26 protein-coding genes, 2 tRNA genes and 1 other RNA gene are annotated in these 24,918 nt (G+C 45.7%); 24 read left to right on the top strand and 5 right to left on the bottom strand.

The features are described 5' to 3' along the window. Positions 1-140 precede the first annotated feature (140 nt). Both LU279_RS12355 and LU279_RS12350 read left to right on the top strand, forming a co-directional pair. Complete coding sequence (locus LU279_RS12355; RefSeq protein WP_005927606.1) at positions 141-431, top strand: CD1845 family protein; 291 nt, start codon at positions 141-143, stop codon at positions 429-431. Between the two features lie 79 nt (positions 432-510). Next, a complete protein-coding gene (locus tag LU279_RS12350; protein ID WP_274422802.1) occupies positions 511-1,926 on the top strand; it encodes a relaxase/mobilization nuclease domain-containing protein in 1,416 nt (471 codons plus the stop codon). A 169-nt stretch (positions 1,927-2,095) separates the two neighbouring features. Here the strand turns inward: LU279_RS12350 and LU279_RS12345 are convergent, their stop codons facing one another. Beyond that, positions 2,096-2,455: a helix-turn-helix domain-containing protein gene (locus LU279_RS12345; RefSeq protein ID WP_442870160.1), complete on the bottom strand. Its 360-nt coding sequence runs from the start codon at positions 2,453-2,455 to the stop codon at positions 2,096-2,098. Positions 2,456-2,660: 205 nt separating this feature from the next. Here LU279_RS12345 and LU279_RS12340 point away from each other — a divergent pair, with 205 nt between their 5' ends. The 15 genes from LU279_RS12340 to rnpB all read left to right on the top strand — a co-directional run bounded on the left by LU279_RS12340 (position 2,661) and on the right by rnpB (position 14,551). Then, the gene (locus tag LU279_RS12340; protein ID WP_002578893.1) at positions 2,661-3,044 is read left to right on the top strand and encodes a GntR family transcriptional regulator; all 384 of its coding nucleotides are present in this window, start codon (positions 2,661-2,663) and stop codon (positions 3,042-3,044) included. Then, positions 3,037-3,897: an ABC transporter ATP-binding protein gene (locus LU279_RS12335; RefSeq protein ID WP_274422797.1), complete on the top strand. Its 861-nt coding sequence runs from the start codon at positions 3,037-3,039 to the stop codon at positions 3,895-3,897. Before LU279_RS12340 ends, LU279_RS12335 begins: the two co-directional genes overlap by 8 nt. Continuing rightward, positions 3,890-4,540, top strand: coding sequence for an ABC-2 transporter permease (locus tag LU279_RS12330; protein WP_015567057.1), 651 nt, complete (start codon positions 3,890-3,892; stop codon positions 4,538-4,540). Before LU279_RS12335 ends, LU279_RS12330 begins: the two co-directional genes overlap by 8 nt. A 9-nt stretch (positions 4,541-4,549) precedes the next feature. Next, positions 4,550-4,672, top strand: a complete 123-nt coding sequence (locus tag LU279_RS12325) for a hypothetical protein (RefSeq protein WP_262348839.1) — start codon at positions 4,550-4,552, stop codon at positions 4,670-4,672. A gap of 159 nt (positions 4,673-4,831) precedes the next feature. Beyond that, on the top strand, positions 4,832-5,524 hold the full coding sequence (locus tag LU279_RS12320; protein WP_195386457.1) for a response regulator transcription factor: 693 nt from the start codon (positions 4,832-4,834) through the stop codon (positions 5,522-5,524). Beyond that, positions 5,521-6,552 (top strand): sensor histidine kinase, encoded by a 1,032-nt coding sequence (locus LU279_RS12315; protein ID WP_274422795.1) that lies wholly within the window; start codon positions 5,521-5,523, stop codon positions 6,550-6,552. Before LU279_RS12320 ends, LU279_RS12315 begins: the two co-directional genes overlap by 4 nt. 182 nt (positions 6,553-6,734) lie before the next feature. Then, positions 6,735-7,400, top strand: a complete 666-nt coding sequence (locus tag LU279_RS12310) for an ABC transporter ATP-binding protein (RefSeq protein WP_274422794.1) — start codon at positions 6,735-6,737, stop codon at positions 7,398-7,400. A gap of 14 nt (positions 7,401-7,414) precedes the next feature. Next, on the top strand, positions 7,415-9,832 hold the full coding sequence (locus LU279_RS12305) for an ABC transporter permease (RefSeq protein ID WP_274422793.1): 2,418 nt from the start codon (positions 7,415-7,417) through the stop codon (positions 9,830-9,832). Between the two features lie 7 nt (positions 9,833-9,839). Then, a complete protein-coding gene (locus LU279_RS12300; protein ID WP_274422792.1) occupies positions 9,840-10,157 on the top strand; it encodes a hypothetical protein in 318 nt (105 codons plus the stop codon). Positions 10,158-10,475: 318 nt separating this feature from the next. Next, on the top strand, positions 10,476-10,898 hold the full coding sequence (locus LU279_RS12295; RefSeq protein WP_015553874.1) for an RNA polymerase sigma factor: 423 nt from the start codon (positions 10,476-10,478) through the stop codon (positions 10,896-10,898). Positions 10,899-11,405: 507 nt separating this feature from the next. Further along, the gene (locus LU279_RS12290; RefSeq protein ID WP_117851693.1) at positions 11,406-11,609 is read left to right on the top strand and encodes a hypothetical protein; all 204 of its coding nucleotides are present in this window, start codon (positions 11,406-11,408) and stop codon (positions 11,607-11,609) included. Between the two features lie 133 nt (positions 11,610-11,742). After that, positions 11,743-11,919: a hypothetical protein gene (locus tag LU279_RS12285; protein WP_015553872.1), complete on the top strand. Its 177-nt coding sequence runs from the start codon at positions 11,743-11,745 to the stop codon at positions 11,917-11,919. Between the two features lie 89 nt (positions 11,920-12,008). Then, positions 12,009-13,517 carry a recombinase family protein gene (locus LU279_RS12280; RefSeq protein ID WP_271824869.1) on the top strand — a complete coding sequence of 503 codons (1,509 nt, stop codon included), beginning with the start codon at positions 12,009-12,011 and terminating at the stop codon, positions 13,515-13,517. Between the two features lie 281 nt (positions 13,518-13,798). Beyond that, positions 13,799-14,104, top strand: a complete 306-nt coding sequence (locus LU279_RS12275) for a hypothetical protein (RefSeq protein ID WP_274422791.1) — start codon at positions 13,799-13,801, stop codon at positions 14,102-14,104. A gap of 95 nt (positions 14,105-14,199) precedes the next feature. After that, an RNA gene (gene rnpB / locus LU279_RS12270) (RNase P RNA component class A) lies at positions 14,200-14,551 on the top strand. 97 nt (positions 14,552-14,648) lie between these two features. Here rnpB and LU279_RS12265 read toward each other — a convergent pair. The 3 genes from LU279_RS12265 to LU279_RS12255 all read right to left on the bottom strand — a co-directional run bounded on the left by LU279_RS12265 (position 14,649) and on the right by LU279_RS12255 (position 16,475). After that, a complete protein-coding gene (locus LU279_RS12265; protein ID WP_274422790.1) occupies positions 14,649-15,086 on the bottom strand; it encodes an aspartate carbamoyltransferase regulatory subunit in 438 nt (145 codons plus the stop codon). After that, on the bottom strand, positions 15,080-16,003 hold the full coding sequence (pyrB, locus tag LU279_RS12260) for an aspartate carbamoyltransferase (RefSeq protein WP_274422789.1): 924 nt from the start codon (positions 16,001-16,003) through the stop codon (positions 15,080-15,082). The genes LU279_RS12265 and pyrB overlap by 7 nt, the downstream gene beginning before the upstream one ends. An 85-nt stretch (positions 16,004-16,088) precedes the next feature. Next, on the bottom strand, positions 16,089-16,475 hold the full coding sequence (locus LU279_RS12255; protein WP_274422788.1) for a putative ABC transporter permease: 387 nt from the start codon (positions 16,473-16,475) through the stop codon (positions 16,089-16,091). A gap of 226 nt (positions 16,476-16,701) precedes the next feature. On the opposite strand from LU279_RS12255, the gene pheA reads away from it, so the two are divergent. From pheA to LU279_RS12230, 5 genes are read left to right on the top strand one after another with little or no spacing between them, the layout of a single operon-like run. After that, positions 16,702-17,850, top strand: a complete 1,149-nt coding sequence (gene pheA, locus LU279_RS12250; protein ID WP_274422787.1) for a prephenate dehydratase — start codon at positions 16,702-16,704, stop codon at positions 17,848-17,850. Then, positions 17,851-19,161 (top strand): ATP-binding protein, encoded by a 1,311-nt coding sequence (locus LU279_RS12245; RefSeq protein WP_274422786.1) that lies wholly within the window; start codon positions 17,851-17,853, stop codon positions 19,159-19,161. After that, a complete protein-coding gene (locus tag LU279_RS12240) occupies positions 19,158-20,693 on the top strand; it encodes a Ppx/GppA phosphatase family protein (protein WP_274422785.1) in 1,536 nt (511 codons plus the stop codon). The genes LU279_RS12245 and LU279_RS12240 overlap by 4 nt, the downstream gene beginning before the upstream one ends. 46 nt (positions 20,694-20,739) lie before the next feature. Continuing rightward, positions 20,740-22,896 (top strand): RNA degradosome polyphosphate kinase, encoded by a 2,157-nt coding sequence (locus tag LU279_RS12235; protein ID WP_274422784.1) that lies wholly within the window; start codon positions 20,740-20,742, stop codon positions 22,894-22,896. 46 nt (positions 22,897-22,942) lie between these two features. Further along, positions 22,943-24,079 carry a PTS transporter subunit IIC gene (locus LU279_RS12230; protein WP_274422783.1) on the top strand — a complete coding sequence of 379 codons (1,137 nt, stop codon included), beginning with the start codon at positions 22,943-22,945 and terminating at the stop codon, positions 24,077-24,079. A gap of 241 nt (positions 24,080-24,320) precedes the next feature. Here LU279_RS12230 and LU279_RS12225 read toward each other — a convergent pair whose 3' ends face one another. Continuing rightward, positions 24,321-24,524: a helix-turn-helix transcriptional regulator gene (locus LU279_RS12225; protein ID WP_274422782.1), complete on the bottom strand. Its 204-nt coding sequence runs from the start codon at positions 24,522-24,524 to the stop codon at positions 24,321-24,323. A 217-nt stretch (positions 24,525-24,741) separates the two neighbouring features. Here LU279_RS12225 and LU279_RS12220 point away from each other — a divergent pair. Both LU279_RS12220 and LU279_RS12215 read left to right on the top strand, forming a co-directional pair. Continuing rightward, positions 24,742-24,813, top strand: a tRNA-Glu gene (locus tag LU279_RS12220). Between the two features lie 32 nt (positions 24,814-24,845). Continuing rightward, positions 24,846-24,917: transfer RNA gene (locus LU279_RS12215), tRNA-Glu, on the top strand. Position 24,918: the final 1 nt, after the last annotated feature.

Raw genomic sequence — 24,918 nt, 5'->3', positions numbered from 1 at the left:
GCCCTGCTCTTTTTTTACCACTTCGGGCCAGTATGACCCAAAAGTTTGGGACAGGATTTACTAATCTTTCGCAACATTTATGTCCCCGGGCAAGCATGATAAAATAGAGGTAGGAAGGATAGATAAAGGAGGTTTTGAAGATGAAGATACTGCTGAAAATATTGGTTGCTCCCTTTGCTTTAGCGTTGTCCCTTCTGGCGGCTCTGCTGGTGTTCCTATTTGATATTTGTGCCGTCCTGCTGACGATTGCCTCTGTGATCCTGACGGTGCTGGGTGTCGCTCTCTTTTTCACGCCGACGCCCATAGGCGGGATTGTATTTCTGTTTCTTGCCTTCCTTCTTTCGCCGTATGGACTGCAAGCGGCGGCGGGCTCCCTTCTTTGGGCGCTGGACGGAGGCAAATCCGCTCTGTACCGGTTTCTGGCAAGTTAAGCAGCCTCGGGCCATACTGGCCCGAAGTCGGGGCGGTCTGAATGGGCCGCCCCTTTCTCATGGAAAGGAGGAATGATTTTTGGCTACCACAACTTTGTTACAGCGCCATGCGGGCGAAGGCGAAACGATTGCTGAGGCTATCCGGGATTGTCTGGACTATGGCAAGGACCCGGAGAAAACAGAAAGCGGAAAGTATATCTCCGCTTATGAATGTGATCCGACCACCGTGGCGGACGAGTTCCTTTTGGCAAAAGCCAGCTATGCCGCTATGACGGGCCGGGAACAGAAAAAAGAAAATGATGTGCTGTGCTATCAGATACGACAATCCTTCTATCCGGGCGAGATCACCCCGAAGGAGGCGAACCGTATCGGCTATGAGCTGGCTATGCGCTGGACAAAGGGGCGGCACGCTTTTATCGTTACCACGCACACTGATAAGCAGCACATCCATTGTCACATTTATTACAACTCCACCACCCTTGACTGCACCCGGAAATTCCGAAACTTTTGGGGCTCCAGCTTCGCCCTCCGGCGGCTCTCTGACAGGCTGTGCCTTGAAAACGGGCTGTCCATTGTAGAGAACCCGAAGCCCCGGAGCAAGGGCAAGTATCGGAATTATGGAGAATGGCAGAAAGAACGAAAAGGGCCGCTTTCCTATCAGGACAGACTGCGCCTTGCCATTGATACTGCGCTGGCGGAACGCCCCGCTGATCTGGACGAATTTCTCAATCTGATGAAGCGGGCCGGATATGAGGTCAAGACGGTTCGGGGCGGCGGTATCAGTTTCCGGCTGACCGGGCAGGGACAGGAACGCTTTACCCGTCTGCGGGCTTCCACGCTGGGAGACGGCTACGACTTGCAAGATGTTCTGTCTGCCATTGAGGGCAAAGAAAAACGCCCCGGGCGCTCGGAACGGAAAATCAGTCTGGCGGTGGATATTCAAGCAAAGCTGGCTGCCGGTAAGGGGCCTGGATATGAACGCTGGGCGAAGGTATTTAACATTAAGCAGATGGCCGCCGCTCTTGCCTATATACAGGACAATAACCTGACCGATTATGAGCAGTTGGCGCAGAAAGCCACCGAGGCGGCAGACCGTTTCCATGCTATTTCCGAGCAGGTCAAGCAGACGGAACAGTCTATGAAAACCAATGCCGGGCTAAAGGCTGCAACGGTTCAGTATGCCAAAACCCGCCCAGTCTTTGAGCAGTATAAGGCGACGAAGTACAGCAGGAAATTCCTTGCGGAGCATGAGGCCGACCTTGAACTGTACCGGGCTGCACAAGCGGAAATGCGCTCTCTGCTGGGCGGGGCGAAGCTCCCTAAAATGGATGTGCTGAAGGAGGAAGGCCGCAAGCTCACAGCAAAGAAAAAACAGCTCTATGGAGAATACCAGAAGGCACGACGGGATATGCAGGAGATCGTCACAATCAAGGCGAACATTGACACTCTGATGGGCTACACCGGGCCGGGACGAAAGCATGAAAAGGAGCGTTAAGGTTATGAAAACAAGGAGCAAAGCGACGCTGACACTTCGGGCCATGTTGGCCCGAAGATACGGGTTTGGGGCGGGCCCCAACAAGCCGCCTTTGTGCCACTTGTGGCCACAGAGGCATTGCTTGCCACTTAGCGGCAGCCCCTAAAATGGCGCAAAAAAACAGAGGCCCTTATTCTGGAACCTCCGTTTCTCTGGCTTTCTTAATGCCCTCGGCTGTGGCTTCTATCACGACAAGCTCTTTTTCATTCATGGAGTTTAGAAGTACATCAATGTGTTTTCTGCAAGAGCTTGACCTTGCCCCTCCGTCCGCATGAATAAATTGGTCAACTGAAACGTCAAACATGGTAATGAGTTTAACAAAAAGGTTGAAACTGGGATACTGACCTTTGTTCTCAATATTCATAATGGTACGGGAGTCACGGTCTACTAATTCCGCAACATAGGCTTGTGTCCAGCCCTTTTCTTCTCTGGCTCTTTTGAGAGCCGCCCCGAGGCCGTGAAAGTCAAACCTTCTTTCATCTTGGTTCATTCTCATATCACCCTATATCATTGTACATTTCGGGTTGGATTATGAAAATGTAATGAAATATGATGTAAGGTGGTATTTTATTTCCGCTATGTTTTCTTGAACCTTGAAAACACAAACATCCATTCATTCATTGACATTATTTTTTCTCTGTGTTATACTGTTATACACAACAGCATAACAGTTAAAACACACGGAGGATGCAGAAATGAAACTGATTATTTCAAATGTATCTGGCGTCCCCATATACGAGCAGATTAAACAGCAGATCAAGGCGGCTATTTTATCTGGCGAGCTTCAAGCCGAAGAAACTTTGCCCTCCCTTAGAACACTTGCCAAAGACCTAAAGATCAGCGTCTTAACAGTGACAAAGGCATACACAGAATTAGAGCAAGAGGGCTTTGTTAAAAATGTGCAGGGGCGCGGATGTTTCGTAATGGGGTCTGGTTCAGAACTGATTAAGGAGCAGCTTATTTGCAAAGTAGAAAACAATCTCACCGAAGCAATAAAAGCTGCAAGAATGGCAAATCTATCCACAGAGGAATTACATCGCCTTTTGGACATTTTAACGGAGGTAAAAACAGATGACTAATTATTTAGAGGTAACGAATCTTTCAAAATCTTTTGATTCTTTTCAACTTCACAATATCAGCTTTACTTTGCCAAAGGGATATATTATGGGCTTGATCGGCCCGAATGGTTCTGGCAAAACAACGACAATCAAACTGATTTTGAATATGCTCAAGCGCACCGGCGGCACAGTCAAAGTGATGGGGCTGGATAATATCGCAGAAGAACAAAAAGTAAAATCAGAGCTGGGCGTTGTTTTCGATACAAATTATTTCAGTGATGATTGGAAAGTGTCGCAGGTTGAAAAATCCATTTCGGTATTTTATCCAAATTGGGACAGCCAGAAATTTGCGGATATGTTACGGAAATTTCACATTGCACCAACCAAAAAGGTAAAAGAACTTTCAAAAGGTATGCAGATGAAGTTAATGCTTGCCTGTGCGTTTTCATACGACGCCAAACTGCTGATCCTCGACGAGCCGACCAGTGGACTTGATCCGGTTTCCAGAGATGAACTTTTGAAAATTCTTTCAGAGTATATTGAAGATGGCGAGCATAGTGTTTTGTTCTCCACCCATATCACAGGCGATTTGGAGCGTGCAGCCGATTATATTACCTACATCAGCTATGGCGAGCTGTACTTTACTGGCAGCAAAGATGATTTTGTAGATATGTTCCGCATTGTAAAAGGTGGAATTGAGGAACTGTCCGATGATCTGAAAAATAAGGCGGCTGGTATTCGTACATTCCCTACGGGATTTGAGGCTCTGATGAAAACCGAAGATATTAACGGTTTCTCCAACCTGACCGTTGAGCCTGCCACCATTGATGAGATTGTAGTGTTTACAAGCAAGAAAGGTGACGATTATGAGTAATATTTTGAAATCTACAAAATTAGATATTGCATTGGTAAAACCATATTTTAAGACGATTTGCTTTACCCTGCTTCTGCCGATTGTGTTTGCCGCAATCAATCGTTCTTTGCTGACAGGGGTATCCTTTGCTATGTGCTTTATTGCCATGACGACGGGATATACCTTTTCCATCACAGAAAAAAACAGTATGGATCGTCTGTTTGGTATTTTACCTGTTCGTAAAAGCGAGCTTGTGATTGGACGCTATGTTTTCGTCCTTGCAATGGGGCTTCTTTCCTTGATTATTTCTTTGATTGCACAGCCGCTTGTCTTGAAAGTGCTGGGTGAAACAGTTGGCGTATTTGACATTGTGACCGCCGCTATTGCAGGAGTATTCTTATTTGCACTCTATACTGTGTTCCAGATTCCGGGATATTACAAGTACGGTTCAATCAAAGGACGGGTATTTATGTATATTCCAGTGGCCGGTTTTTTGGTTACTTTACTTCTTCTCTCTAAAATGCCAGCTATCGGGAACTCAATTATTTCAGTCGTTGAATCGTCTCCGATACTTCTCGTTTTGCTTGCAGTTTTTGCTATTGTCGTGATGTATGCGGTTTCAATCTTCTTGTCCATTCGGGTTATGAAGAATAAGGAAATGTGAGGTGATTGTATGGATTTTACAATTTTGGCAGTTGTGCTTTTGATTGGTGTTGGCGTTCCTATCCGTAATAAACTCATACGGAAATATCGGGATAAAAAGAAACAAGAAGATAATAAGGATAAGCTGAAATAATATATAAACAGCACCGGGGGATATGAAAATATCTTCTTTGGTGCTGCTTTTTAATAGAGCTATATTTTGCTGATAGATTTTTTGAAAAAATCCGTCCGCTGTAACATTTCGCGGACATTTGCCTGTTATACTATCTGCAAAAGCAAAGGAAGTGAGGATATGAAGCAGATTTTAATTGTCGAGGACGACAGTTTTTTGAATAAGATGTTGGCCTACAACCTGACCGCAGACGGCTACGGCGTGACTTCTGCCCTAAACGCCAGAACCGCAGCCGAGGCCATCCGCCAGCGGGAATTTGATTTGGTGCTGTTGGACATCAACCTGCCAGACGGCAACGGGTTTGAGCTGTGCAAGCTGATCAAGCCCCAGCACCCGGACACCATTGTAATTTTCCTGACCGCCAACGATCAGGAGAGCGACCAGATACGGGGCTATGAAGTGGGCGCGGTGGACTACATCACAAAGCCCTTTGTGATCGGAGCCTTGCAGCGGAAGATCAAAGCTATGTTCGCCATGCTGGAACACCACAAACCGGCTAAGGACATTTACGACGACGGGCGGCTGTTTCTGGACTTCTCGGAGCAGACGGCTTCCTTAAATGGCAAGCCCCTGACCCTATCTCCGATGGAGTACAAAATGCTGAACCTGTTCCGTAAAAATCCCCGGCAAGTGCTGACCCGTGGGCAGCTTTTGGAAAAGCTGTGGGATATAGACGAGAGGTTTGTAGACGAACACACCCTGACAACCTCCATCAGTCGGATTCGCAGCAAGATTGAATCCGACGGCGGCGCGCCCTACATCAAGACCGTTTACGGCATGGGCTATCAATGGACGGGAGGCGAGGCAAAATGAAGTTTCAAAACCTCTCGGTAAAGCGGCTGTTTGGCCGGGTGGCAATAGGACTTGTCCTCTCCATGTCCGGGATCACCATAGCCCTGTTTTTTGTGACAAAACAGATTGCGGTGCTGCTGACGGGTGGGGCGCTTCTGCTGTGCGCCCTTGTGGGGATTTTCGTACTGACGCAGGCGTTTGGAAAGCGGCTGTCACAGTTTACCGCTGACCTGTGCCAGACCTTAGACCACATGATCGCCGGGAATGAAGCGCCCCAGCGTCCAGAGGACAGCGAAACCCAGCTTGCCAGAATCGGACACCGGCTGGCAAGGCTTTACCAGATCATGCAGGAGAACCGCCGTCTTGTGGACGAGGAACGGCAGGAGTTGCAGACCCTTGTATCGGATATTTCCCATCAGGTGAAAACGCCGGTAAGCAATCTGAAAATGGCGACGGATACCCTGCTGGAAAAGCCCATGACCGAGGCAGAGCGCACCGATTTTATCCGGGGAATCCGCAGCCAGATGGATAAGCTGGACTTTCTCTTTCAGGCCCTTGTGAAAACCTCCCGGCTGGAAACAGGCGTGATCCAGTTAGATAAGAAGCCGGGCCGCCTCTTTGATACCGTGGCGCAGGCCATGAGTGGAATCGTGTATGCAGCGGAGAAAAAGGAAATCGCCGTGTCCGTGGACTGCCCGGAGGATTTGACCGTTTCCCATGACAGCAAGTGGACATCCGAAGCCCTCTTTAACCTGCTGGACAATGCGGTGAAGTACACCCCGGCAGGCGGGAAAATCACGGTGTCGGTGGTGCTTTGGGAAATGTATGTGGAGATCAAAGTGACCGATACCGGCAAGGGTATTTCCGAAAGCAATCAGGCCGCCATCTTCCGGCGCTTCTATCGTGAGGAAGAAGTACATGAACAGCAGGGCGTGGGCATAGGTCTGTATCTGGCTCGCGAGATCGTAACGCGGCAGGGTGGCTACATCAAAGTGGTTTCGGAGCCGGGTAAGGGTTCGGAATTTTCTATTATGCTGCCTTTTCGTTGAGAGGAACTTTCTGCTTCGGGCCAAGTTGGCCCGAAGTGCAGAGATAAAATGAAATGTCCGAGCGTTGTAACATTTTACCCTGATTTTCAATGAAATTTTTGGGGCGCTGTAACATTTCGCGGACATTTGAGTTTTACAATAGCCTTATCAACAGGCAGGAAGCCTTGAAAGGAGTTTTGAGTATGAGCGTTTTACAGACGATTGATCTGAAAAAGTATTACGGCACAGAGCCGAACATCACCCGCGCCCTTGACGGCGTGAACTTCTCCGTGGAGGACGGCGAGTTTGTGGCCGTTGTGGGAACCTCCGGCAGCGGCAAGTCTACCCTGCTTCACATGATGGGCGGGCTGGACATTCCCACCAGCGGAACCGTGATTGTCCGGGACGAAGAACTGGCAAAGAAGAACGACGAACAGCTCACCATCTTCCGCCGCCGCAACATCGGCTTTATCTTCCAGAACTATAACCTTGTTCCCATCCTGAATGTGTATGAGAATATCGTCCTGCCGGTGGAACTGGATGGGGACACGGTGGATCAGAAGTTTTTGGACGAGATCGTTCACCTGCTGGGACTGGAAGATAAACTGAAAAATATGCCCAACAATCTTTCTGGCGGCCAGCAACAGCGTGTGGCGATTGCCCGCGCCCTGATTACCAAACCGGCTATCGTGCTGGCCGACGAGCCGACCGGCAACCTTGACAGCAAGACCAGTGCCGAGGTGCTGGGGCTTATCAAGCGTACCAGCGCGGAGTTCCGGCAAACCGTAGTGATGATTACCCACAACAACGACATTGCCCGCCTTGCAGATCGGATTGTCCGCATTGAGGACGGCAAGATCGTGGAGTAAGGAGGTGGCAGGCTATGACATGGCCTTTTGAAAATGATACCAGCACTATCATAAAGAAGCTGGCGAAAGCTGACCTAAAGGAACATAAGCTCAAGACTTTAATCACTGCAATTATTATTGTAATTGCGACTTGCCTAATGGCAACCGTCTTTTCGATTTTAGTAAATGACGCACTGAAACAATCCACACAAGCACCTTATCATGCTATGTTTCGCGCTGTGAGCGAAGATACGAAAAACAAGTTACAGACCGATAATGATTTTGAAACAGTTGGTGTTTACAAAACTTTTGGTAATATTGTGAACAGTGATGGGCGCACTGATCTGGCATACATGGATGATTCGGCAATGTCCTTTTTGGGCTTTGAACTGATGGATGGAAACCTACCGCAAAGCAATACAGAGGTACTTGTATCTGAAACTTATCTGTCTATTCACAAATTGGTATTAGGTGATACATTTTCCTTTGAATATGTAGACACCTTGACAAATGAATTGAAAGAAAACACCTTTACTGTTTGCGGCATTATCCAAAACAAAACACAGGAAAAAGGAAAACAGTTTTATATTCTGACCTCTGATCGTTTCCGCACAGAGTACGCACAACAGTACAGCGAGCTTTCTTTAACTTACAGCACACAAACCGCTACGACGGTTGATGTATTAGTTTCACTTAATTCGGAAAAAGCCGATATGAGTCCTGACGCTCAAAAAGATTTTTTGAAAGGTAAGGGCGAAGCCGAAGGTATTGAAGATTTTGACATCATATTAAATGACAGATATATTGATGGAATCTATATTGATGGTGCTGTGGCGGTCGGTATTATCTTTTTTGCAATATTCATTATGTTCGCTAGCAGCTTTGTAATTTACAGTATTTTTTATATTTCCATTGTCAATTCGATGCCTATGTATGCCCAGTTTATTTCATTAGGGACGACGAAAAAACAGTTGCGTTACTTTTTGAAAATGCAGGGGAATTTACTGGCATTGCGGTTTATCCCTTTGGGAGCATTGATTTCTATTTTGATTGTAGTTATTCTCTCCGGGGTGCAATGGCTTTTATATGACATGGCGATTGTTTTATTGTCAGGTGTCTTGATTTTTGCTGTTATCAAGTTCGCTTTAAGAAAGCCGGCGAAACTTCTTGCCAAAACTTCCCCTATTGAAGCAATGAAATTTCAAGGGGAAAAATCCGGCCAAGGACACAAAACATTGAAGCGGATTACGCCAAACACTTTGGCACAAAGCAATCTGAAAATGAATCAGAAAAAAAACCGTATGTCAATTATCTCATTGAGCATTAGTGGAACCTTGATGATTGCATTAGCTATCCTTATTTCTTCCATCAATCTTCCGGCTATGTTGCGACAAAGCTATCCATTAGACGAGGATTTCCAGATTGGCATACAGATGGATAACTTTTATGAGCGTTTTCCGACTATCATTCAAGATAATCCTCTATCAGAGGATTTGCAGGCACAAATATATAAAATTCCCGGCGTAGAAAAGATTGTATTGGATGGATGTGTCGTGGGCCGCTTAGTAGAATCAAAAGTTGTCTACGATTCGCCAGAGGACAATTTAGAAACTGTAAACAGTCTATCACCAGAACTTGTTGCTAATGCAAGTGAACTTGTAGACGGTACAATCAATTATGATGAAGTCGGTCTGGATGGCATAGTTGTCAATAAATACCGTACAGATCGAAGTGATACAAACTATGGCGATCTGAAAATTGGAGATACACTATTATTCCATTTTGATGTTGCCGGACAAACCATTGAAAAAACTTTTACCGTTGCCGGGATTGCTTACTTCCCATCAACAGGGTTGTTCTATTGTACCAGCGAAGCAATAGCAGAACTTTCCCCTTATAATAATACATCACATTTATCCGTTTTTTGCGACCCGGATTATAAGGAATCTGTTCAAGATGGGATCATGGCGCTTATAAGCGGAAATCCAAATTTGAGGCTCAAAATTTACAATGAAGAATTTTCTACAATTAGAGGATTCATAAAGGCAACCACAAGCAGCCTGTACGGTATATCTGCATTTGTAATTCTTTTCGGGCTATTAAATATGGTGAATATGCTAATCAGCAGCGCTATTGTCCGTAAACGGGAATTTGCGCTTTTGCAGGCAGTTGGAATGACAAATCAACAACTAAGAAAAATGCTTTACCGAGAGGGAATGAGCATTAGTGTAAAGTCTGCAATATTGGCAATCTTTTTTGGCGTTACAGTAGGTGCTTTGCTATGCTATTTAGCCAATAAGGTATTAGCTCTGAAATTTATCCTTTTTGAGTTTAATATATTCCCGGTTCTTTTATTCTCCATTTTACTCGTCGGATTGCAGATTTGCATTAGCTATGGGGTTAGCCGATCCATTGAGAAAGATACTTTGGTGGAACGATTGAGAACGGAATAGCAACTGTATGGGATCGGCGGGGGGCGTATGCTACCCTGCCGGTTCTGCTATTTCTCAAATATTTTTTGAAATGTCCGAGCATTGTAACAATTCAGCCTGTTTTTTTGTCGAAATCAAAGGTGCCTCGGACATTTGTGTAACATTTGTAGTTTATGCTTGTGGTAAATCAATAAGAAACATCTGCCTCCACAGCGGAGGAAAGAAAAAAACCGCTGACGGGCAGACAATTTCTTGTGCTTTTATGACACCTCTATATCCTTACGGCGGTTTTGAAAAATCAAAGCCGCCGTTTCTTTTCGTCTATCCTAAACCAACGACGACCTAACACCGTGTAAATCCACGGCGGCATATAGGAGGATTGCCGCCGTGTCCATTTTTGCCTTTTTTCACAGTGCCCATGACCTACATCAGTTAAAAAAAGCATAGCCCCGCCTCCGGGTTATTCCGGCTATGTATGCGAAATTTGTTGGAACCTTAACTTTCATGTCATTTCATGCGTCCGTGTGGCTTCATGCCGCCCGGGCGCTTTTGTGTTCTTATGGGGCTACTTCGGGTCATGTTGGCCCGAAGTCATTCCCCGGTGCCGCTCTCCGCCGCCTTCGTTTCGGTCACTCATCAACCAACAACCGAAACGGAGGTCAATATGGCTATTATCAATTTGCGGGACTATTACCCATTCTATACATCGGATTGCTTCATGGAAGTATCGGAAGAAGTTGCAGAAATGTTCAAAGAGTTTGATCGTAAAGAGGCTGCCTACCGGCTGCGTACATACCGCCACAAAGCCTACTATTCCCTTGATCGGGATGACGGGCTGGAGCATGAAGCTGTCTTTGTCGCCTTATCTCCCCATGAACTGTATGAGCGGAAAGTGACCATGCAGGAGCTTCATGCGGCGATTGCCAGTCTGCCGGACAAACAGGCAAAACGGATTTACGCTCATTTCATTCTCGGCATGACCAAACAGGATATTGCCCGGGCAGAGGGCGTCCATGAAAAAGTGGTTCGTGTCGCAATCGAGCGAGGTCTGCGGCACTTAGAAAAAATTTTGAAAAATTCTTTGTAAGGCGTACCGATTTAGGCCGGAAAATGAAATGGCTTATGAGAGGCAAAACACTTCGGGTCACAATGGCCCGAGGTTCAGACAAGCCTCATGCAGATTGAAAATTGAATAAAAAGACACCCGGATACGAAGGGAAACGCGCTGTGTGACAGACCCGCCATGACCTCGGATTTCAAAGAATACAGTCTTTGTAAAACTGAGCGAGCGAACAGGTCCATGCCATAGGTGGGGCAAGGCTGGCTCCACCGGAACAGGCGCAGAACCCGGATACTTGCGTTTAGTCACAGTCCGAGCGTTGAAGCGGCCTTGCAAGCCGTGAGCCGTCGCAGGCAATGAGAACGCCTTGCCATCAGAATGGGGAGAGTTGAAATACTATGGGGCATGAAGCCTATGCCCGTCCGGTGTGTCTGAAATGAAGTGAAAACCTATGGGGAGCCCCCGGCAATGCTGTCTGATGATAGGCCAACCGATCCGGCGTGGCTCCCCATCTTTTCAAAAAAGGAGCACTTTATGGGAAATGCGTTTGGAATGATCCCCGGCTTGGAACCGGACGAATGGAGCAATGACGCCTGCCGTGGTTATGTCATTATGGCAATGGAGGACTGCGGATTTTCAAAGAAGGATATACGGCGTGTTGTGGGGCAGCTTTATGAAGTATTCGACCTCAACAGCGTGGAGGACGCCAAAGAAAAGTACCTTTCCAGTCCTTACTGACCTCGGGTCACATTGACCCGAAGTGGAGAAAGCTCAAAGGGCGGCACCTGCTGGGTGCCGTCTTTTGACATTTCCCCACGGGACAAGTGGGAAAGGCTGGTATATACACGCACTTTCGCAAAGGAGGTTTTCAATGACGCAAGCTGTCACTTATGAACGAGAAACAAAGTCTGTCGCATTTCAAGGGAAGATCATTGTGCTGGAAAGCCTCACGCCGGTACTTCCCCCGAAGGAGAAAGAACAGCGCAAAAAAGAAATTGAGCGTTGTCTTTACGAGGTGTTCAGCAAATATGGGGACAGATTTCCCTAATCATTCGCAACATTGTTGTCCGGGGCTGCTGATGGTATAATATAGTTGTAAGGTTGGTAGCTCCATTCCAACAAGGAAAGGAGCCCAATATGGAATTTATCAGAGAAGATTGTATTTACGCAAGACAGTCAGTAGACCGCAAGGACAGTATCAGCATTGAAAGTCAGATCGACTTTTGCAAGTATGAATTGAAAGGTGGGAGCTGCCGGGTATTCAAGGACAAAGGCTATTCCGGTAAGAATACGGACAGGCCGGAGTTTCAAAAGCTGCTGGGCGAGATCCGCAAGGGAAAGGTTCGGCGGGTCATCGTGTACAAGCTGGACCGTATAAGCCGCTCTATTCTGGACTTTGCAACGATGATGGAGCTGTTTCAAGAGTACGATGTGGAGTTTGTATCCTCCACGGAAAAGTTTGATACTTCGACCCCGATGGGCCGGGCCATGCTGAATATCTGCATTGTATTCGCCCAGCTTGAACGTGAGACAATTCAGAAGCGTGTCACAGACGCCTACTATTCACGGTGCCTGAAAGGCTTTCACATGAGCGGACAGGCACCATACGGTTATCAGTTAGAGCCTACTGTGGTAGAGGGTATCCGCACAAAGAAAATGGTTGCCGACCCCGTAGCCGCCGACCATGTTCGGCTGATGTTTGAAATGTACGCTGAACCGGAAACCTCCTTCGGAGATATTACCCGATACTTCGAGGAACAAGGTATCAAGATTTACGAGAAGTCAATGGTTCGGAGTTTTCTTTCCCAGCTTTTAAGAAACCCCGTTTACGCACAGGCCGATTTGGAGTTGTACGAATTTTTTAAGAGCCAGGGCGCAGCGATTGTCAATGACGCTTCCGACTTTGCCGGAACAAACGGCTGCTATCTCTATCAGGGGCGGGATGTGAAGGAGGACAAGGACAGGTGCTTAAAAGACCAGATACTTGTTATTGCTCCCCACGAAGCACTCATTTCCTCTGACACATGGCTGAAATGCCGGAAAAAACTTATGGCAAATACCACCTTCCAGCAGGGACGGAAACCGAAAAATACTTGGCTGGCCGGAAAAATCAAATGCGGTCATTGTGGGTATGCTCTGAAAGCCACCCATGTACCAAACAGCACCGGATATTTCCGCTGTACCAAACGGACGGAAAACAAAGGCTGTCCGGGCTGCGGGAAAATCCGCAAAGAAGAATTTGAGCAATTCATTTTCTCGGCCATGCAGGAGAAATTCAAAGACTTTCAGATACTCCACGGCAGAGAGGAAAAAGTCAATCCGAAACTGACCGCCTATCAAGTGGAGCTGGCACAGGTGGAGGCAGAAATTGAAAAGCTGCTGGATACGCTGACCGGAGCCAATGCGACCTTGCTTGCCTACGCTAACAAAAAAATTGAAGAACTGGACACCCGACGCCAGACCATTTCAAAGGCAATCGCTGAATTGAGCGTTGAAACCATATCTCCCCAGCAGATAAAGAAGTTATCCTATTATCTCGACAACTGGGACAGCATAGATTTTGACGACAAAAGAAAAGCCGCCGATGGTTTGATCTCTACGATCAAGGCCACCAGCGACCGTGTTCAGATAGAGTGGAAAATCTGACATTTCCGCTCTATCGCCCCTCATTTCTATTTTATCTTGTTTGTACCCCTTGTACACCGATGTTTATGATGCTTAATATAGAATATACGGAAAAGAGACTTTTACTGTTTGCTGCCGGTTCGCAGATTTTTATGGTTTCACCTCTGATTGTTGCAGATCCGTTAACCGACAGATGCTTCTTTCAGAATTATGTTTTCTGGGTATTGCTCATATGTATGTTGCTGAGGTTGTGTTTGCTAAAATTGGCAGATATAAAGATTTCCCGGAAAATAAAAAGATTTATGAAATTAATGCCAAATTGTTTTGTGATAGGAACACTTTTTATGCTTGTGGCAAGTCAGTTTATGTCCTGGAGAGTGGCAGATATCAGGAAAGCAGAAATTGAGAAGTGTTTGGAAGAAAATGCTGATTCGATTATTCTTCCATATAATCCCTCAGAAAGTACATATTGTTATGGGGACAATATTGCAAACGACAATAGATCGTGGATTTATAAGTATAAAATGTATTATGACATTCCGAGGGAAGTGAATTTGACTTTTGTAGATTATAATACTTATGTAACTATGAAAGAACAGAAGAAATAATTTAAAGCTGCAGGGAAAAGAGGTTTCTGAAGGTTCGGGAGAAATAGAAATCCTTCTTTACATCTTGGAGAAACCGTGTTAAAATAGCTTTTGCGCAAGCAGGCCAGGTGATCGCGGCTGCACAGACGAAAGGGTGCAGACGAGGAAAGTCCGGGCTTCACAGGGCAGGATGCCGGATAACGTCCGGTGGAGGTGACTCCCAGACCAGTGCAACAGAAATAAACCGCCTTCCTCAGGGAGGGTAAGGGTGGAAAGGCAGTGTAAGAGACTACCGCCGTTGTGGTAACAGAACGGGCACATGTAAACTCCATTTGAAGCAAGACCGAAAAGAAAGCGATACGGCTGCCCGTCGTGCTTTCAGGTGGGTCGCTTGAGCCGTCCGGTAACGAACGGCCTAGACAGATGATCACCCAATGACATAACCCGGCTTATCGGTCTGCTTGTGCATATAAAATAGAAATTCTGTAAATAAAAAGAAACGGATGTCTGATCAGAGCCATAAAAGGTTGATTTTCATTCGTTTCTTATTTTGTTTCAGTAATTTTTATTTATTGCGTTTGCCTCTGTATTTTTCTTCACAGTACATACATCTGTAAATTTCTTTTTCTTCGTCAGCCAGGAAGAACACATGATCCAGTCCCTGCTCAATAGAAGTGATGCAGCGGGGATTTTTGCAGCGGATTACATTTGTAACCTTTTTAGGGAGGCGAAGCTCTTTTTTCTCCACGATCCGTTCATCCTTGATGATGTTGACGGTAATATTGTGGTCGATAAATCCAAGAATATCAAGATCCAGCTTTTCAATTGGGCATTCTACCTTAATGATATCTTTTACTCCCATTTTGTTGCTGCGGGCATTTTTGATGATCGCCACGGTACAGTCCAGTTTGTCAAGATTCAGGTCATGATAGATCGTCATAGCCTTACCTGCTTTGATATGATCCAGTACATAACCTTCACGAAGTGCTCCAACATTTAACATGATACATCCACCTCCAGTAATGTAAGAATCAGGGCCATACGCACATAAACACCGTATTGCGCCTGTTTAAAGTAAGCGGCTCTCGGATCAGAGTCGACTTCTACGGCAATTTCGTTTACACGGGGAAGCGGATGCAGGATATACATATCTTCTTTGGCAAGCTCCATTTTTTGTTCATCCAGTATGTAGAAATCCTTCATGCGGACATAATCTTCTTCATTGAAGAAACGTTCTTTCTGAACACGTGTCATGTAAAGGATGTCAAGCTGAGGAAGTGCATCCTCAAGTCTTTCTACCTCTTCAAATTCAATGTTGTGCTTGGTCAGTACATCCTCGCGGATATAACTTGGAACACGGAGTTCTTCCGGAGAGATCAGCACAAATTTTACGTTATTGTAGCGTACAAGGGCTTCGATCAGAGAATGTACAGTACGGCCGAATTTCAAATCCCCGCACAGACCGATGGTAAGGTTATCCAGTCTTCCTTTCAGAGAACGGATAGTAAGAAGATCAGTAAGTGTCTGAGTAGGATGCTGATGACCGCCGTCTCCGGCGTTGATAACAGGAATAGAAGAAGCCATGGAAGCTACCAGAGGAGCGCCCTCTTTAGGATGACGCATGGCACAGATATCTGCATAACAGGATGTGACACGGATGGTATCTGCAACGCTTTCGCCTTTTGCGGCAGAGCTTGAGTCAGCTGAGGAAAATCCCAGCACCTTGCCGCCCAGATTCATCATGGCAGCCTCAAAACTTAAACGGGTACGGGTACTTGGCTCATAAAACAAAGTGGCAAGTTTTTTTCCGTCACAGACATGGGCATATTTTTCCGGGTTCTTTTCAATGTCGTTGGCCAGGGTAAGAAGCTTGTCAAGTTCTTCCACAGAAAAGTCCAACGGGCTCATTAAATGTCTCATTTGTTACCTCCCTAATTGGATTCAGATTCAGAACTGTTATTTCTGAAATTATCATCTTCAATGATATAATAGAAAAACTGTTTTTTCAAGACAATTTTGAAAGTATTTTCTCAAAAAGAAGACCTGTGACAAACCATACCGGTGCATAGTCCAGACGTATCACTCCTTTATAATGAAAAGGGGTATGACTGTAGTCCCAGGGACAGATCCCGAAGTGTTTCAAAATGCTGCCGGTCAGGAATTCTGTAATAAAAATACCAACCGTATAAAGGCAGCCGCGGATAACTATGGGGATGGATGCCAGTCTGTGGTAAAGAGGACTAATCACTGCAGCGCAGCCGTATATGGGGAACATCAGAAGTGAGGTTTGGCCCATCATGGTGGGATGTCCATTCAGAAGGGAGTGAAGACCTGTCCAGAATACTTCCAGACACCAGCCCAGAGAGCCGCAGAGCACAAAATTTCGTTTCATAACAGTGATCCTTTCTCGGTTATTTTTTACATAAATTTAACTTTCTTATAGCATACCCTGGTCTTGAAAAAACAATACGCAGATGCTACACTTACTGTAAAAGTTCCGGAAATAGAACCGGGATATACAAGGCAAAATGCCATCACCAAAGGTGAGCCGGAATGCATTTTGACCCAGTTGCTGTAAAATTCGTGAACAGTAGCTGTTTTGCCAGGGAGGAAGACAGATGACAGATTTGCAGGAATGCAGAAGACAGATAGATGAGATAGACAGAGAGATCCTCGGACTTTTTGAAAAACGAATGAAAGTCAGTGAGGATGTTGCAAATTATAAGATCCGTACCGGGAAGCCGGTGTTTGATGCGGCACGGGAAAGAGAAAAACTGAAATCATTAGGCGGGCAGGCTCACGGAGAATTTAATTCTCTGGGAATCCAGGAAGTGTTCCAGCAGATTATGGCCATCAGTCGTAAACGCCAGTATCAGCTTCTTACTTCAAATGGAACGGATGAGGTAAGAGATTATGAAATGGTAGATACTCTGCCTCTTAAAAATGTTACAGTTGTGTTTCAGGGGGTGGAGGGCGCATATAGTTATGCGGCCATGAGAGCATATTTTCCCGAGGAGATCAGCAGCTATCATGCGGAAACCTTCCGCAATGCAATGGAGGAGGTTGTGGCAGGCAGAGCAGATTATGCGGTGCTTCCTATTGAAAATTCTACTCAGGGTATTGTGACAGATATTTACGATCTTCTTGCAGAGTATCAGCTTCATATTGTGGGAGAGCAGGTGATACGAGTGGATCATGTGCTTCTTGGACTTCCGGGAAGCTCCCTTGAAAATATCAGGACTGTTTATTCCCATCCTCAGGCTCTGGCCCAGTGCAGAAAGTTTTTGGAGGAACATCCCGGGTGGGAGGCAGTAAAGACAGAAAATACAGCGGCTTCCGCAAAAAGAGTCAGTGAGAATCAGGATTCCTCCTGTGCCGCCATTGCAAGCAGAGAGGCAGGACGGTTGTTTGGACTTGATCTTCTTGCAGAAAATATCTGCCATAATGAACAGAATGTAACAAGATTTATTATTGTCAGCAACAGAGCTGTGTATGAAAAAAATTCCCGGAAAGTCAGTGTCTGCTTTGAGCTTCCTCATGAGCGGGGAACACTTTATAATATGCTTTCTCATATTATTTATAACGGTCTGAATATGTCAAAGATCGAATCCCGACCCATTCCGGGAAAAACCTGGGAATATCGCTTTTTTGTGGATTTTCAGGGAAATCTGGAAGATCCTGCAGTAAAAAATGCCATCAGAGGACTTGAAGCGGAAGCAAATCGGGTAAGAGTTCTTGGAAATTATGGATTACAGGAGGAAGCCTGAATGTCAGAAATACAGGAGTGTGTTCTATACAGGGATATGGAACACAGTGAGATTTTGGAGGAAATGGCAGAGCTTATGGATGCGGCGGCTGATGGGAATGGAGAGCCGGAAAACCTGAAACCGGTATTTTTCCGTTGTGTTGGAGGCCTGGTGGAGATTGCCGGAGCCTATGGCTTTTCCGGAAATCTCTGGCATGACTATCTGACGCTTCTTCTGGTAAATCATGAGAATGCATTCAGCACAGCCTGCGAGATCCGAGGCGCTGCAGGGGGAAGTATTCAGGAGCTTGCTCTTCATGATTTTGAGATATTCAGAAAACTGTATACTTTTGACCTTACGGTTTTTGACAATCTGTTTCACACATCATGCAGCAGGATCCTTTGCAGCTATCAGGTATCAGAGAACACCGGCAAAATGTTTAACAGGCGTGTCAGAGACCGGATCTGTGATATGAGCAGAGTTCTGGCTCAGGCGGAAAACAGCAGAGAGTTTATGGAGAACATGGTCCGGTTCTATAAAGATTTCGGAGTTGGTAAACTGGGACTTCACAAAGCTTTTCGCATTGAGCATGATGAGAAAGGAAAAGTGGTGATCGCTCCCATAAAAAGGATTGCCCATGTGGATCTGGAGGATCTGGTGGGCTATGAAATTCCAAAGCAGAAGCTGATTGAAAATACAGAGGCATTTGTACGAGGGAGAAAAGCCAACAACTGTCTTTTATTTGGCGATGCGGGGACCGGAAAGTCTTCCAGCATAAAAGGTATTCTGAACCGGTATTATGATGAGGGGTTAAGGATCATTGAGGTTTACAAGCATCAGTTTCAGGATCTGAATCAGGTGATCGCTCAGATCAAGGATCGGAATTATAAATTCATCATCTATATGGACGACCTTTCTTTTGAGGAATTTGAAATTGAATATAAATATCTGAAGGCGGTGATCGAGGGAGGCCTGGAGAGGAAACCGGATAATATTCTGATCTATGCTACGAGCAACCGGCGGCATCTGGTTCGGGAACGCTCCGGGGACAAGCTGGAATTGAATGATGAGGATGATCTTCATTCCTCGGACACGGTTCAGGAGAAGCTGTCTCTTGTATATCGTTTTGGAGTGCGTATTTATTTTGGGGCTCCGGGAAGAAAGGAATTCCAGAATATTGTAAAAGTGCTGGCAGAGAGAAACGGCATCAAAATGCCGGAGGAAAAACTGCTTCTTGAGGCAGGGCAGTGGGAGCTTTCACACGGAGGATTGACAGGCCGGACAGCCCAGCAGTTTATCGACCATCTTTCAGGAAAGGAGAGTGTCTTATGACAGTAACAACTTTTGCAGCAGTTGATATTGGATCTTATGAAGTCTGTATGAAGATTTTTGAACTTTCCAGAAAAAACGGATTTCGTGAGCTGAATCATGTAAGATATCGTCTGGAGATTGGAAAAGGTGCATATTCCTCCGGGCGTCTGGAACAGGGAATGGTGGATGCCATTTGCGAAAGACTGAAGGATTTCAGAAATATGATGATGGAATTTGGTGTAACAGATTACCGTGCCTGCGCCACAAGCGCTTTCCGTGAAATGGTAAATCCTGTGATCATTCTGGAACAGATTTATCAGAGAACTGGGATCCGTGTGGAAATATTAAGTAACGCAGAGCAGCATTTTCTGGGGTATAAGTCGATTGCAGCCATAGAATCCGGATTTAAAAAAATGATCCAGAAGGGAACGGCGATCCTTGATGTTGGCGGTGGAAGTCTTCAGGTTTCTCTTTTTGACAAAGATGCTTTGGTAACTACCCAGAGTCTTAAAATGGGGAGTATGCGTATCCGTGAACGGCTGAAAGATCTGGAGAAATCCCATACGCATTACGATCAGCTGATCAGGGAGTTTATACGGAATGATCTGACAGCCTTTCAGAGACTTTATCTGAAGGACAGAGATATTAAAAATGTGATCCTGATGGGAGATTTTCTTACCGACACGATCTTCCGGGAGGAGATCTACGATCATATTATCACAATGCCGGAATTTACTGCCCGCTATGAAGATACCGTTTATAAAACAGATCAGATGCTTGCGGCGGAAATGGATATAGATCCTGAGTATGCTTCTCTTGTAGTGCCTACCATGGTTATCTGCAAAAGTTTTCTGGAGATATTTCAGGCGGAAGCAGTGTGGGTTCCGGGTGTATCGCTTTTGGATGGAATTGCGTATGATTTCTGCGAAAAGAAAAAATATATAAAGAGCGCCCATAATTTTGAAAATGATATTCTGGTTGCGTCCAGAAATATTGCCAAAAGATATTCCAGCAGTAAAAGTCATATCCAGGGAACAACAGATCTGGCGCTGACTATTTTTGACAGTATGAAAAAAGTCCATGGAATGGGAGCAAGAGAACGGCTTCTTCTTCAGATTGCTGTTCAGCTTCACGACTGCGGAAAATACATAAGTATGGCAGATGTGGCAGAATGTTCGTATCGTATTATCATGGCAACAGAGATTATAGGGCTTTCTACAGAGGAACGTCAGGTGATCGCAAGCGCTGTGCGGTATAACACCACAGAATTTGTGTACTACGAAAATTTTGACGACGGAGCAGGAATGGATCGAAACCGCTATCTTCTGGTGGCAAAGCTGACTGCCATTCTCCGTCTTGCCAATGCCATGGACAGAAGTCATTATCAGAAAGTGGAAGGGCTCAGAGCAGTGCTGAAGGACAGGGAGCTTCATCTGATCATTGATTCCAGCCGTGATATTTCTCTTGAGCTGGGGCTTCTGAAAGACAAGGTGGAATTTTTTGAAGAAGTGTTTGGCATTCATCTGATCCTGAGAAGGAAAAGAAGAGTGTAAAAAGGAGCGGAAAATCTGATACAGAATTCAGGGAGGATATTGCAGAATGGATACAAAAAAGTTTGAAAAACCGGAATATTATGTAAACAGAGAATTGAGCTGGCTGAAATTTAACGAACGTGTGCTAAGCGAGGCAAGGGACAGGACGCTGCCTCTTTTTGAAAGACTGAAATTTCTGAGTATTACATCCTCAAATCTTGACGAGTTTTTTATGGTCCGTGTAGCCTCCTTAAAGGATCAGGTTCATGCAGGATATGAAAAAACGGATATTGCAGGCCTGACTCCAAAGGAGCAGCTGCGGGAGATCAGTGAACAGACCCATGAGCTGGTGCGTGTGCAGTACAGTACGTTTACCCGTTCCGTGATGCCTGCTCTTGAAAAAGCCGGACTTCATCTGGTTCCTGCCCATGAGGATCTGACAGAAGAACAGAAAGAATTTACAGACCGTTACTTTGAAGACAATGTGTATCCGGTGCTTACGCCAATGGCAATGGATTCTTCCAGGCCGTTTCCGCTGATCCGCAATAAAACATTGAATATCGGCGCTCTGATTTCCAAAAAAGACAAAAAGAAAGGAAAAGAGGTTCTGGAATTTGCCACAGTTCAGGTTCCGTCTGTACTGCCGAGAGTTATTGAGATTCCTTCCGGAAAACAGGGAGTCAGAACGGTGATCCTTCTGGAAGAGATTATTGAGAGAAACATCGGAAAGCTGTTTCTCAGCAATGATGTAGTATGTGCGCACCCATACAGGATCATGAGAAATGCAGACCTTTCTATTGATGAAGACGAGGCGGAAGATCTTCTGGTTGAGATTCAGAAACAGTTGAAAAAACGCCAGTGGGGCGAGGTGATCCGTCTGGAAGCAGAGGAAAAAATGGATAAGCGTCTTCTTAAGATCCTGAAAACAGAGTTTGACATCAGAAACGAGGATATTTTCAGTATAGCAGGACCGCTGGATCTTACAGTGCTTATGAAGGTTTATGGTCTGGAAGGATTTGAAAAGTATAAATCCGGCAAGTATGTTCCTGCTCCGGTTCCTCAGTTCCAGACAGACAAAAATATTTTTGAGGTAATCCGGGAGGGGGATGTATTTCTTCATCATCCATACATGAGCTTTGACCCTGTGGTGAATTTTGTACGGCAGGCCGCAAAAGATCCGGGAGTTCTTGCAATCAAGCAGACGCTTTACCGTGTCAGCGGAAACTCACCTATTATTGCGGCGTTGGCTCAGGCAGCAGAAAACGGCAAGCAGGTAACGGTTTTGGTAGAGCTGAAGGCACGGTTTGATGAAGAAAATAATATTGTGTGGGCGAAAATGCTGGAAAAGGCAGGCTGCCACGTGATTTATGGTCTGGTGGGGTTAAAGACGCACAGTAAGATCACTCTTGTTGTAAGAAGAGAGGAGACAGGGATCCGTCGTTATGTGCATCTGGCTACAGGAAATTATAATGATTCTACGGCAAAGCTTTACACGGACTGCGGCATTTTTACCTGTGACGAGCGTTACGGAGAGGATGCCACTGCAGTGTTTAATATGCTTTCCGGATATTCTGAGCCAAAACGCTGGAATCGTCTGATCGTTGCTCCTATCTGGATGAAAACACGTTTCCTGGAAATGATCGAACGGGAGGCGGAAAATGCAAAAAAAGGAATTGCCGGTCATATCATTGCAAAGATGAATTCCCTTTGTGACCCTGTGATCATGAAGGCACTTTATTACGCCTCATCCTGTGGGGTTCAGATAGACCTGGTGATCCGTGGAATCTGCTGCCTGAAGACAGGAATCCCGGGAGTCAGTGAAAATATTCATGTGCGTTCTATTGTAGGCGATTTTCTGGAACACAGCCGTATTTTTTATTTTTATAACGGAGGTATGGAAGAGTTTTATATGGGAAGCGCAGACTGGATGCCGAGAAATCTGGACCGCCGTGTAGAGATTGTTTTTCCAATAGAGGATGAAAAGATCAAGGCGCAGATCATGCATGTGCTGGAGCTGGAATTAAAAGACAATGTAAAGGCTCATATTCTTCAGTCTGACGGAACCTATGAAAAACAGGACAGAAGAGGAAAACAGCCTGTAAATTCTCAGATGGAATTCTGTCGTGAAGCACAGGAGCTGGCGGGAAAAAAGAAAAAAGAGCAGAAAGAAAATTCCAGAGTGTTTATTCCGGCTGAGCCTTTAGAGGACTTTAAGGAGGAATAAAGAATCTGGAGTGTAGTCCGGGGGGACGAAAGGGAGACAGAAAGTAATGAAAGATACAAAGAAAACTTTTCTTGAAAGAAAGAATGTAATCATATCATTCAGAAGATATGGGATTGACGCCATGAGCGCTATGGCGCTTGGGCTGTTTGCATCACTTCTTATCGGGACGATCATTAATACCATAGGGCAGAATGTAGCTCCGGGAAGTGTGATTTCACAAAGGCTTCTGGAGATAGGAGGTTACGCTACCTCAGTAACAGGACCGGTCATGGCTCTTGCTATCGGACACGCGCTTATGGCGCCGCCTCTTGTGTTGTATTCGCTGGCGGCCGTGGGAGCTGCCTGTAATGCGCTGGGCGGTTCCGGAGGACCTCTGGCAGTGTTTTTTATCGGCATCATTGCCTGTGAAGTGGGAAAGCTGGTATCCAAAGAAACAAAAATTGATATTATTGTGACCCCGGCAGTAACTATTATTACAGGCGGCGCCCTTGCAATTATTTTTGCGCCTATGTTTAAATCCGTCTGTGATGCATTGGGCGTATTTATCGGATGGGCCACAAATCTTCAGCCGCTTCTGATGGGTGTAGTGGTTTCCGCTGTGGTGGGTGCGGTTCTGACTCTTCCCATAAGTTCGGCGGCAATCTGTGCAGCAATCGGTCTGGGAGGCAGTGCGGTACTTGCCGGACTTGCTGACGGTACTGTGACAATGGAAATCTGGAACGGACTTTCTTTGGCAGGCGGAGCGGCAACAGCAGGATGCTGCGCCCATATGCTGGGGTATGCGGTATTAAGCTTTCCGGATAACGGAATCGGCGGATTTGTGGCGCAGGGACTTGGAACCTCTATGCTTCAGGTGCCGAATCTGATGAAAAAATCTGTGCTGTGGATTCCGCCTACCATTACTGCTGCCATCACAGGCGCTCTTTCTACCTGTGTGTTCCAGATGAGGAATAACGGACCTGCAATATCTTCCGGTATGGGAACTTCCGGACTTGTAGGTCCCATTGGAATCATAACAGGCTGGTCAGACCTGCCGAAAGGCTACGAAGCAGGGGCTTTCCAGTGGGTGGGAATGATCCTGATCTGCTTTGTGCTTCCAATTGTAATTACCTGGGTCATCGGAAAGGTGTTCCGGGCAAAAGGGATCATTAAGCCCGGGGATCTGAAGATTGATATGGGCTGATTGCTGTGGAAGCTTGATGAATATATAAAAAAATAAAAAGACAGATATCTTATGACAACTGTGAATTTTTCCATTGGCATACTCCGGAAAAGAACTGCAGAAGGGCATAAGCTCTGTCTTTTATTCAATTTATGACTTTTTGGGTTTTAGTTGTCTGCTTTGCCGGGGCAGAAGCGCGGGTTTCCACAGGAGAGAAATTTTCCGGCAGATTCCTGTATCTGGCACTTATCCAGTTTTTGCTTCACTGCTCTATCTCCTCCCAAAACAGATCATTGAGGGTTTTTCCCAGCTCCCGGCAGATGGCTGTACACAGCTTTAGAGAGGGATTATAATCTCCGGCCTCCATCATTCCAATGGTCTGCCTGGTAACGCCGACCTTTTCTGCCAGTTCGATCTGAGAGAGTCCTTTTTCCATTCGCGTAAACTTTAGTTTCAGATTTTTCATCAGTTTCTCCTGTGTTATTTGTTGGCTTTAGTATAATATTGTTTCTATAGAACGTCAATTATATTTTGCATATCATAATTATATATAACTTATGATAGATATATATTGCTTTTGAATATTTTTTTAAAATTTTTTCAAAAAAAGCTTGCATTTTATCGAAACCTGATATATACTAAGCAAGTCGGTTGACGCAGGAGCGTTAAACAAGCAGAGATAAGGCCAGTTGGTCAAGGGGTTAAGACGCCGCCCTCTCACGGCGGAAACACGGGTTCGATTCCCGTACTGGCTGCTCTTAATAAAACCGATAAAACAACAGAATAAGGCCAGTTGGTCAAGGGGTTAAGACGCCGCCCTCTCACGGCGGAAACACGGGTTCGATTCCCGTACTGGCTGC

Source organism: Blautia sp. XA-2221, from assembly GCF_028767025.1.
Lineage (GTDB): Bacteria > Bacillota > Clostridia > Lachnospirales > Lachnospiraceae > Blautia_A.
The sequence above is the reverse complement of the archived record's forward strand: the minus strand, read 5'-3'. Positions and strand labels throughout refer to the sequence as shown.

Coding starts and splice junctions, on each gene's coding strand:
- LU279_RS12355 (WP_005927606.1), top strand. CDS start 141: ATGAAGATACTGCTGAAAATATTGGTTGCTCCCTTTGCTTTAGCGTTG.
- LU279_RS12345 (WP_442870160.1), bottom strand. CDS start 2,455: ATGAACCAAGATGAAAGAAGGTTTGACTTTCACGGCCTCGGGGCGGCT.
- LU279_RS12340 (WP_002578893.1), top strand. CDS start 2,661: ATGAAACTGATTATTTCAAATGTATCTGGCGTCCCCATATACGAGCAG.
- LU279_RS12335 (WP_274422797.1), top strand. CDS start 3,037: ATGACTAATTATTTAGAGGTAACGAATCTTTCAAAATCTTTTGATTCT.
- LU279_RS12330 (WP_015567057.1), top strand. CDS start 3,890: ATGAGTAATATTTTGAAATCTACAAAATTAGATATTGCATTGGTAAAA.
- LU279_RS12325 (WP_262348839.1), top strand. CDS start 4,550: ATGGATTTTACAATTTTGGCAGTTGTGCTTTTGATTGGTGTTGGCGTT.
- LU279_RS12320 (WP_195386457.1), top strand. CDS start 4,832: ATGAAGCAGATTTTAATTGTCGAGGACGACAGTTTTTTGAATAAGATG.
- LU279_RS12315 (WP_274422795.1), top strand. CDS start 5,521: ATGAAGTTTCAAAACCTCTCGGTAAAGCGGCTGTTTGGCCGGGTGGCA.
- LU279_RS12310 (WP_274422794.1), top strand. CDS start 6,735: ATGAGCGTTTTACAGACGATTGATCTGAAAAAGTATTACGGCACAGAG.
- LU279_RS12305 (WP_274422793.1), top strand. CDS start 7,415: ATGACATGGCCTTTTGAAAATGATACCAGCACTATCATAAAGAAGCTG.
- LU279_RS12300 (WP_274422792.1), top strand. CDS start 9,840: ATGGGATCGGCGGGGGGCGTATGCTACCCTGCCGGTTCTGCTATTTCT.
- LU279_RS12295 (WP_015553874.1), top strand. CDS start 10,476: ATGGCTATTATCAATTTGCGGGACTATTACCCATTCTATACATCGGAT.
- LU279_RS12290 (WP_117851693.1), top strand. CDS start 11,406: ATGGGAAATGCGTTTGGAATGATCCCCGGCTTGGAACCGGACGAATGG.
- LU279_RS12285 (WP_015553872.1), top strand. CDS start 11,743: ATGACGCAAGCTGTCACTTATGAACGAGAAACAAAGTCTGTCGCATTT.
- LU279_RS12280 (WP_271824869.1), top strand. CDS start 12,009: ATGGAATTTATCAGAGAAGATTGTATTTACGCAAGACAGTCAGTAGAC.
- LU279_RS12275 (WP_274422791.1), top strand. CDS start 13,799: ATGAAATTAATGCCAAATTGTTTTGTGATAGGAACACTTTTTATGCTT.
- LU279_RS12265 (WP_274422790.1), bottom strand. CDS start 15,086: ATGTTAAATGTTGGAGCACTTCGTGAAGGTTATGTACTGGATCATATC.
- pyrB (WP_274422789.1), bottom strand. CDS start 16,003: ATGAGACATTTAATGAGCCCGTTGGACTTTTCTGTGGAAGAACTTGAC.
- LU279_RS12255 (WP_274422788.1), bottom strand. CDS start 16,475: ATGAAACGAAATTTTGTGCTCTGCGGCTCTCTGGGCTGGTGTCTGGAA.
- pheA (WP_274422787.1), top strand. CDS start 16,702: ATGACAGATTTGCAGGAATGCAGAAGACAGATAGATGAGATAGACAGA.
- LU279_RS12245 (WP_274422786.1), top strand. CDS start 17,851: ATGTCAGAAATACAGGAGTGTGTTCTATACAGGGATATGGAACACAGT.
- LU279_RS12240 (WP_274422785.1), top strand. CDS start 19,158: ATGACAGTAACAACTTTTGCAGCAGTTGATATTGGATCTTATGAAGTC.
- LU279_RS12235 (WP_274422784.1), top strand. CDS start 20,740: ATGGATACAAAAAAGTTTGAAAAACCGGAATATTATGTAAACAGAGAA.
- LU279_RS12230 (WP_274422783.1), top strand. CDS start 22,943: ATGAAAGATACAAAGAAAACTTTTCTTGAAAGAAAGAATGTAATCATA.
- LU279_RS12225 (WP_274422782.1), bottom strand. CDS start 24,524: ATGAAAAATCTGAAACTAAAGTTTACGCGAATGGAAAAAGGACTCTCT.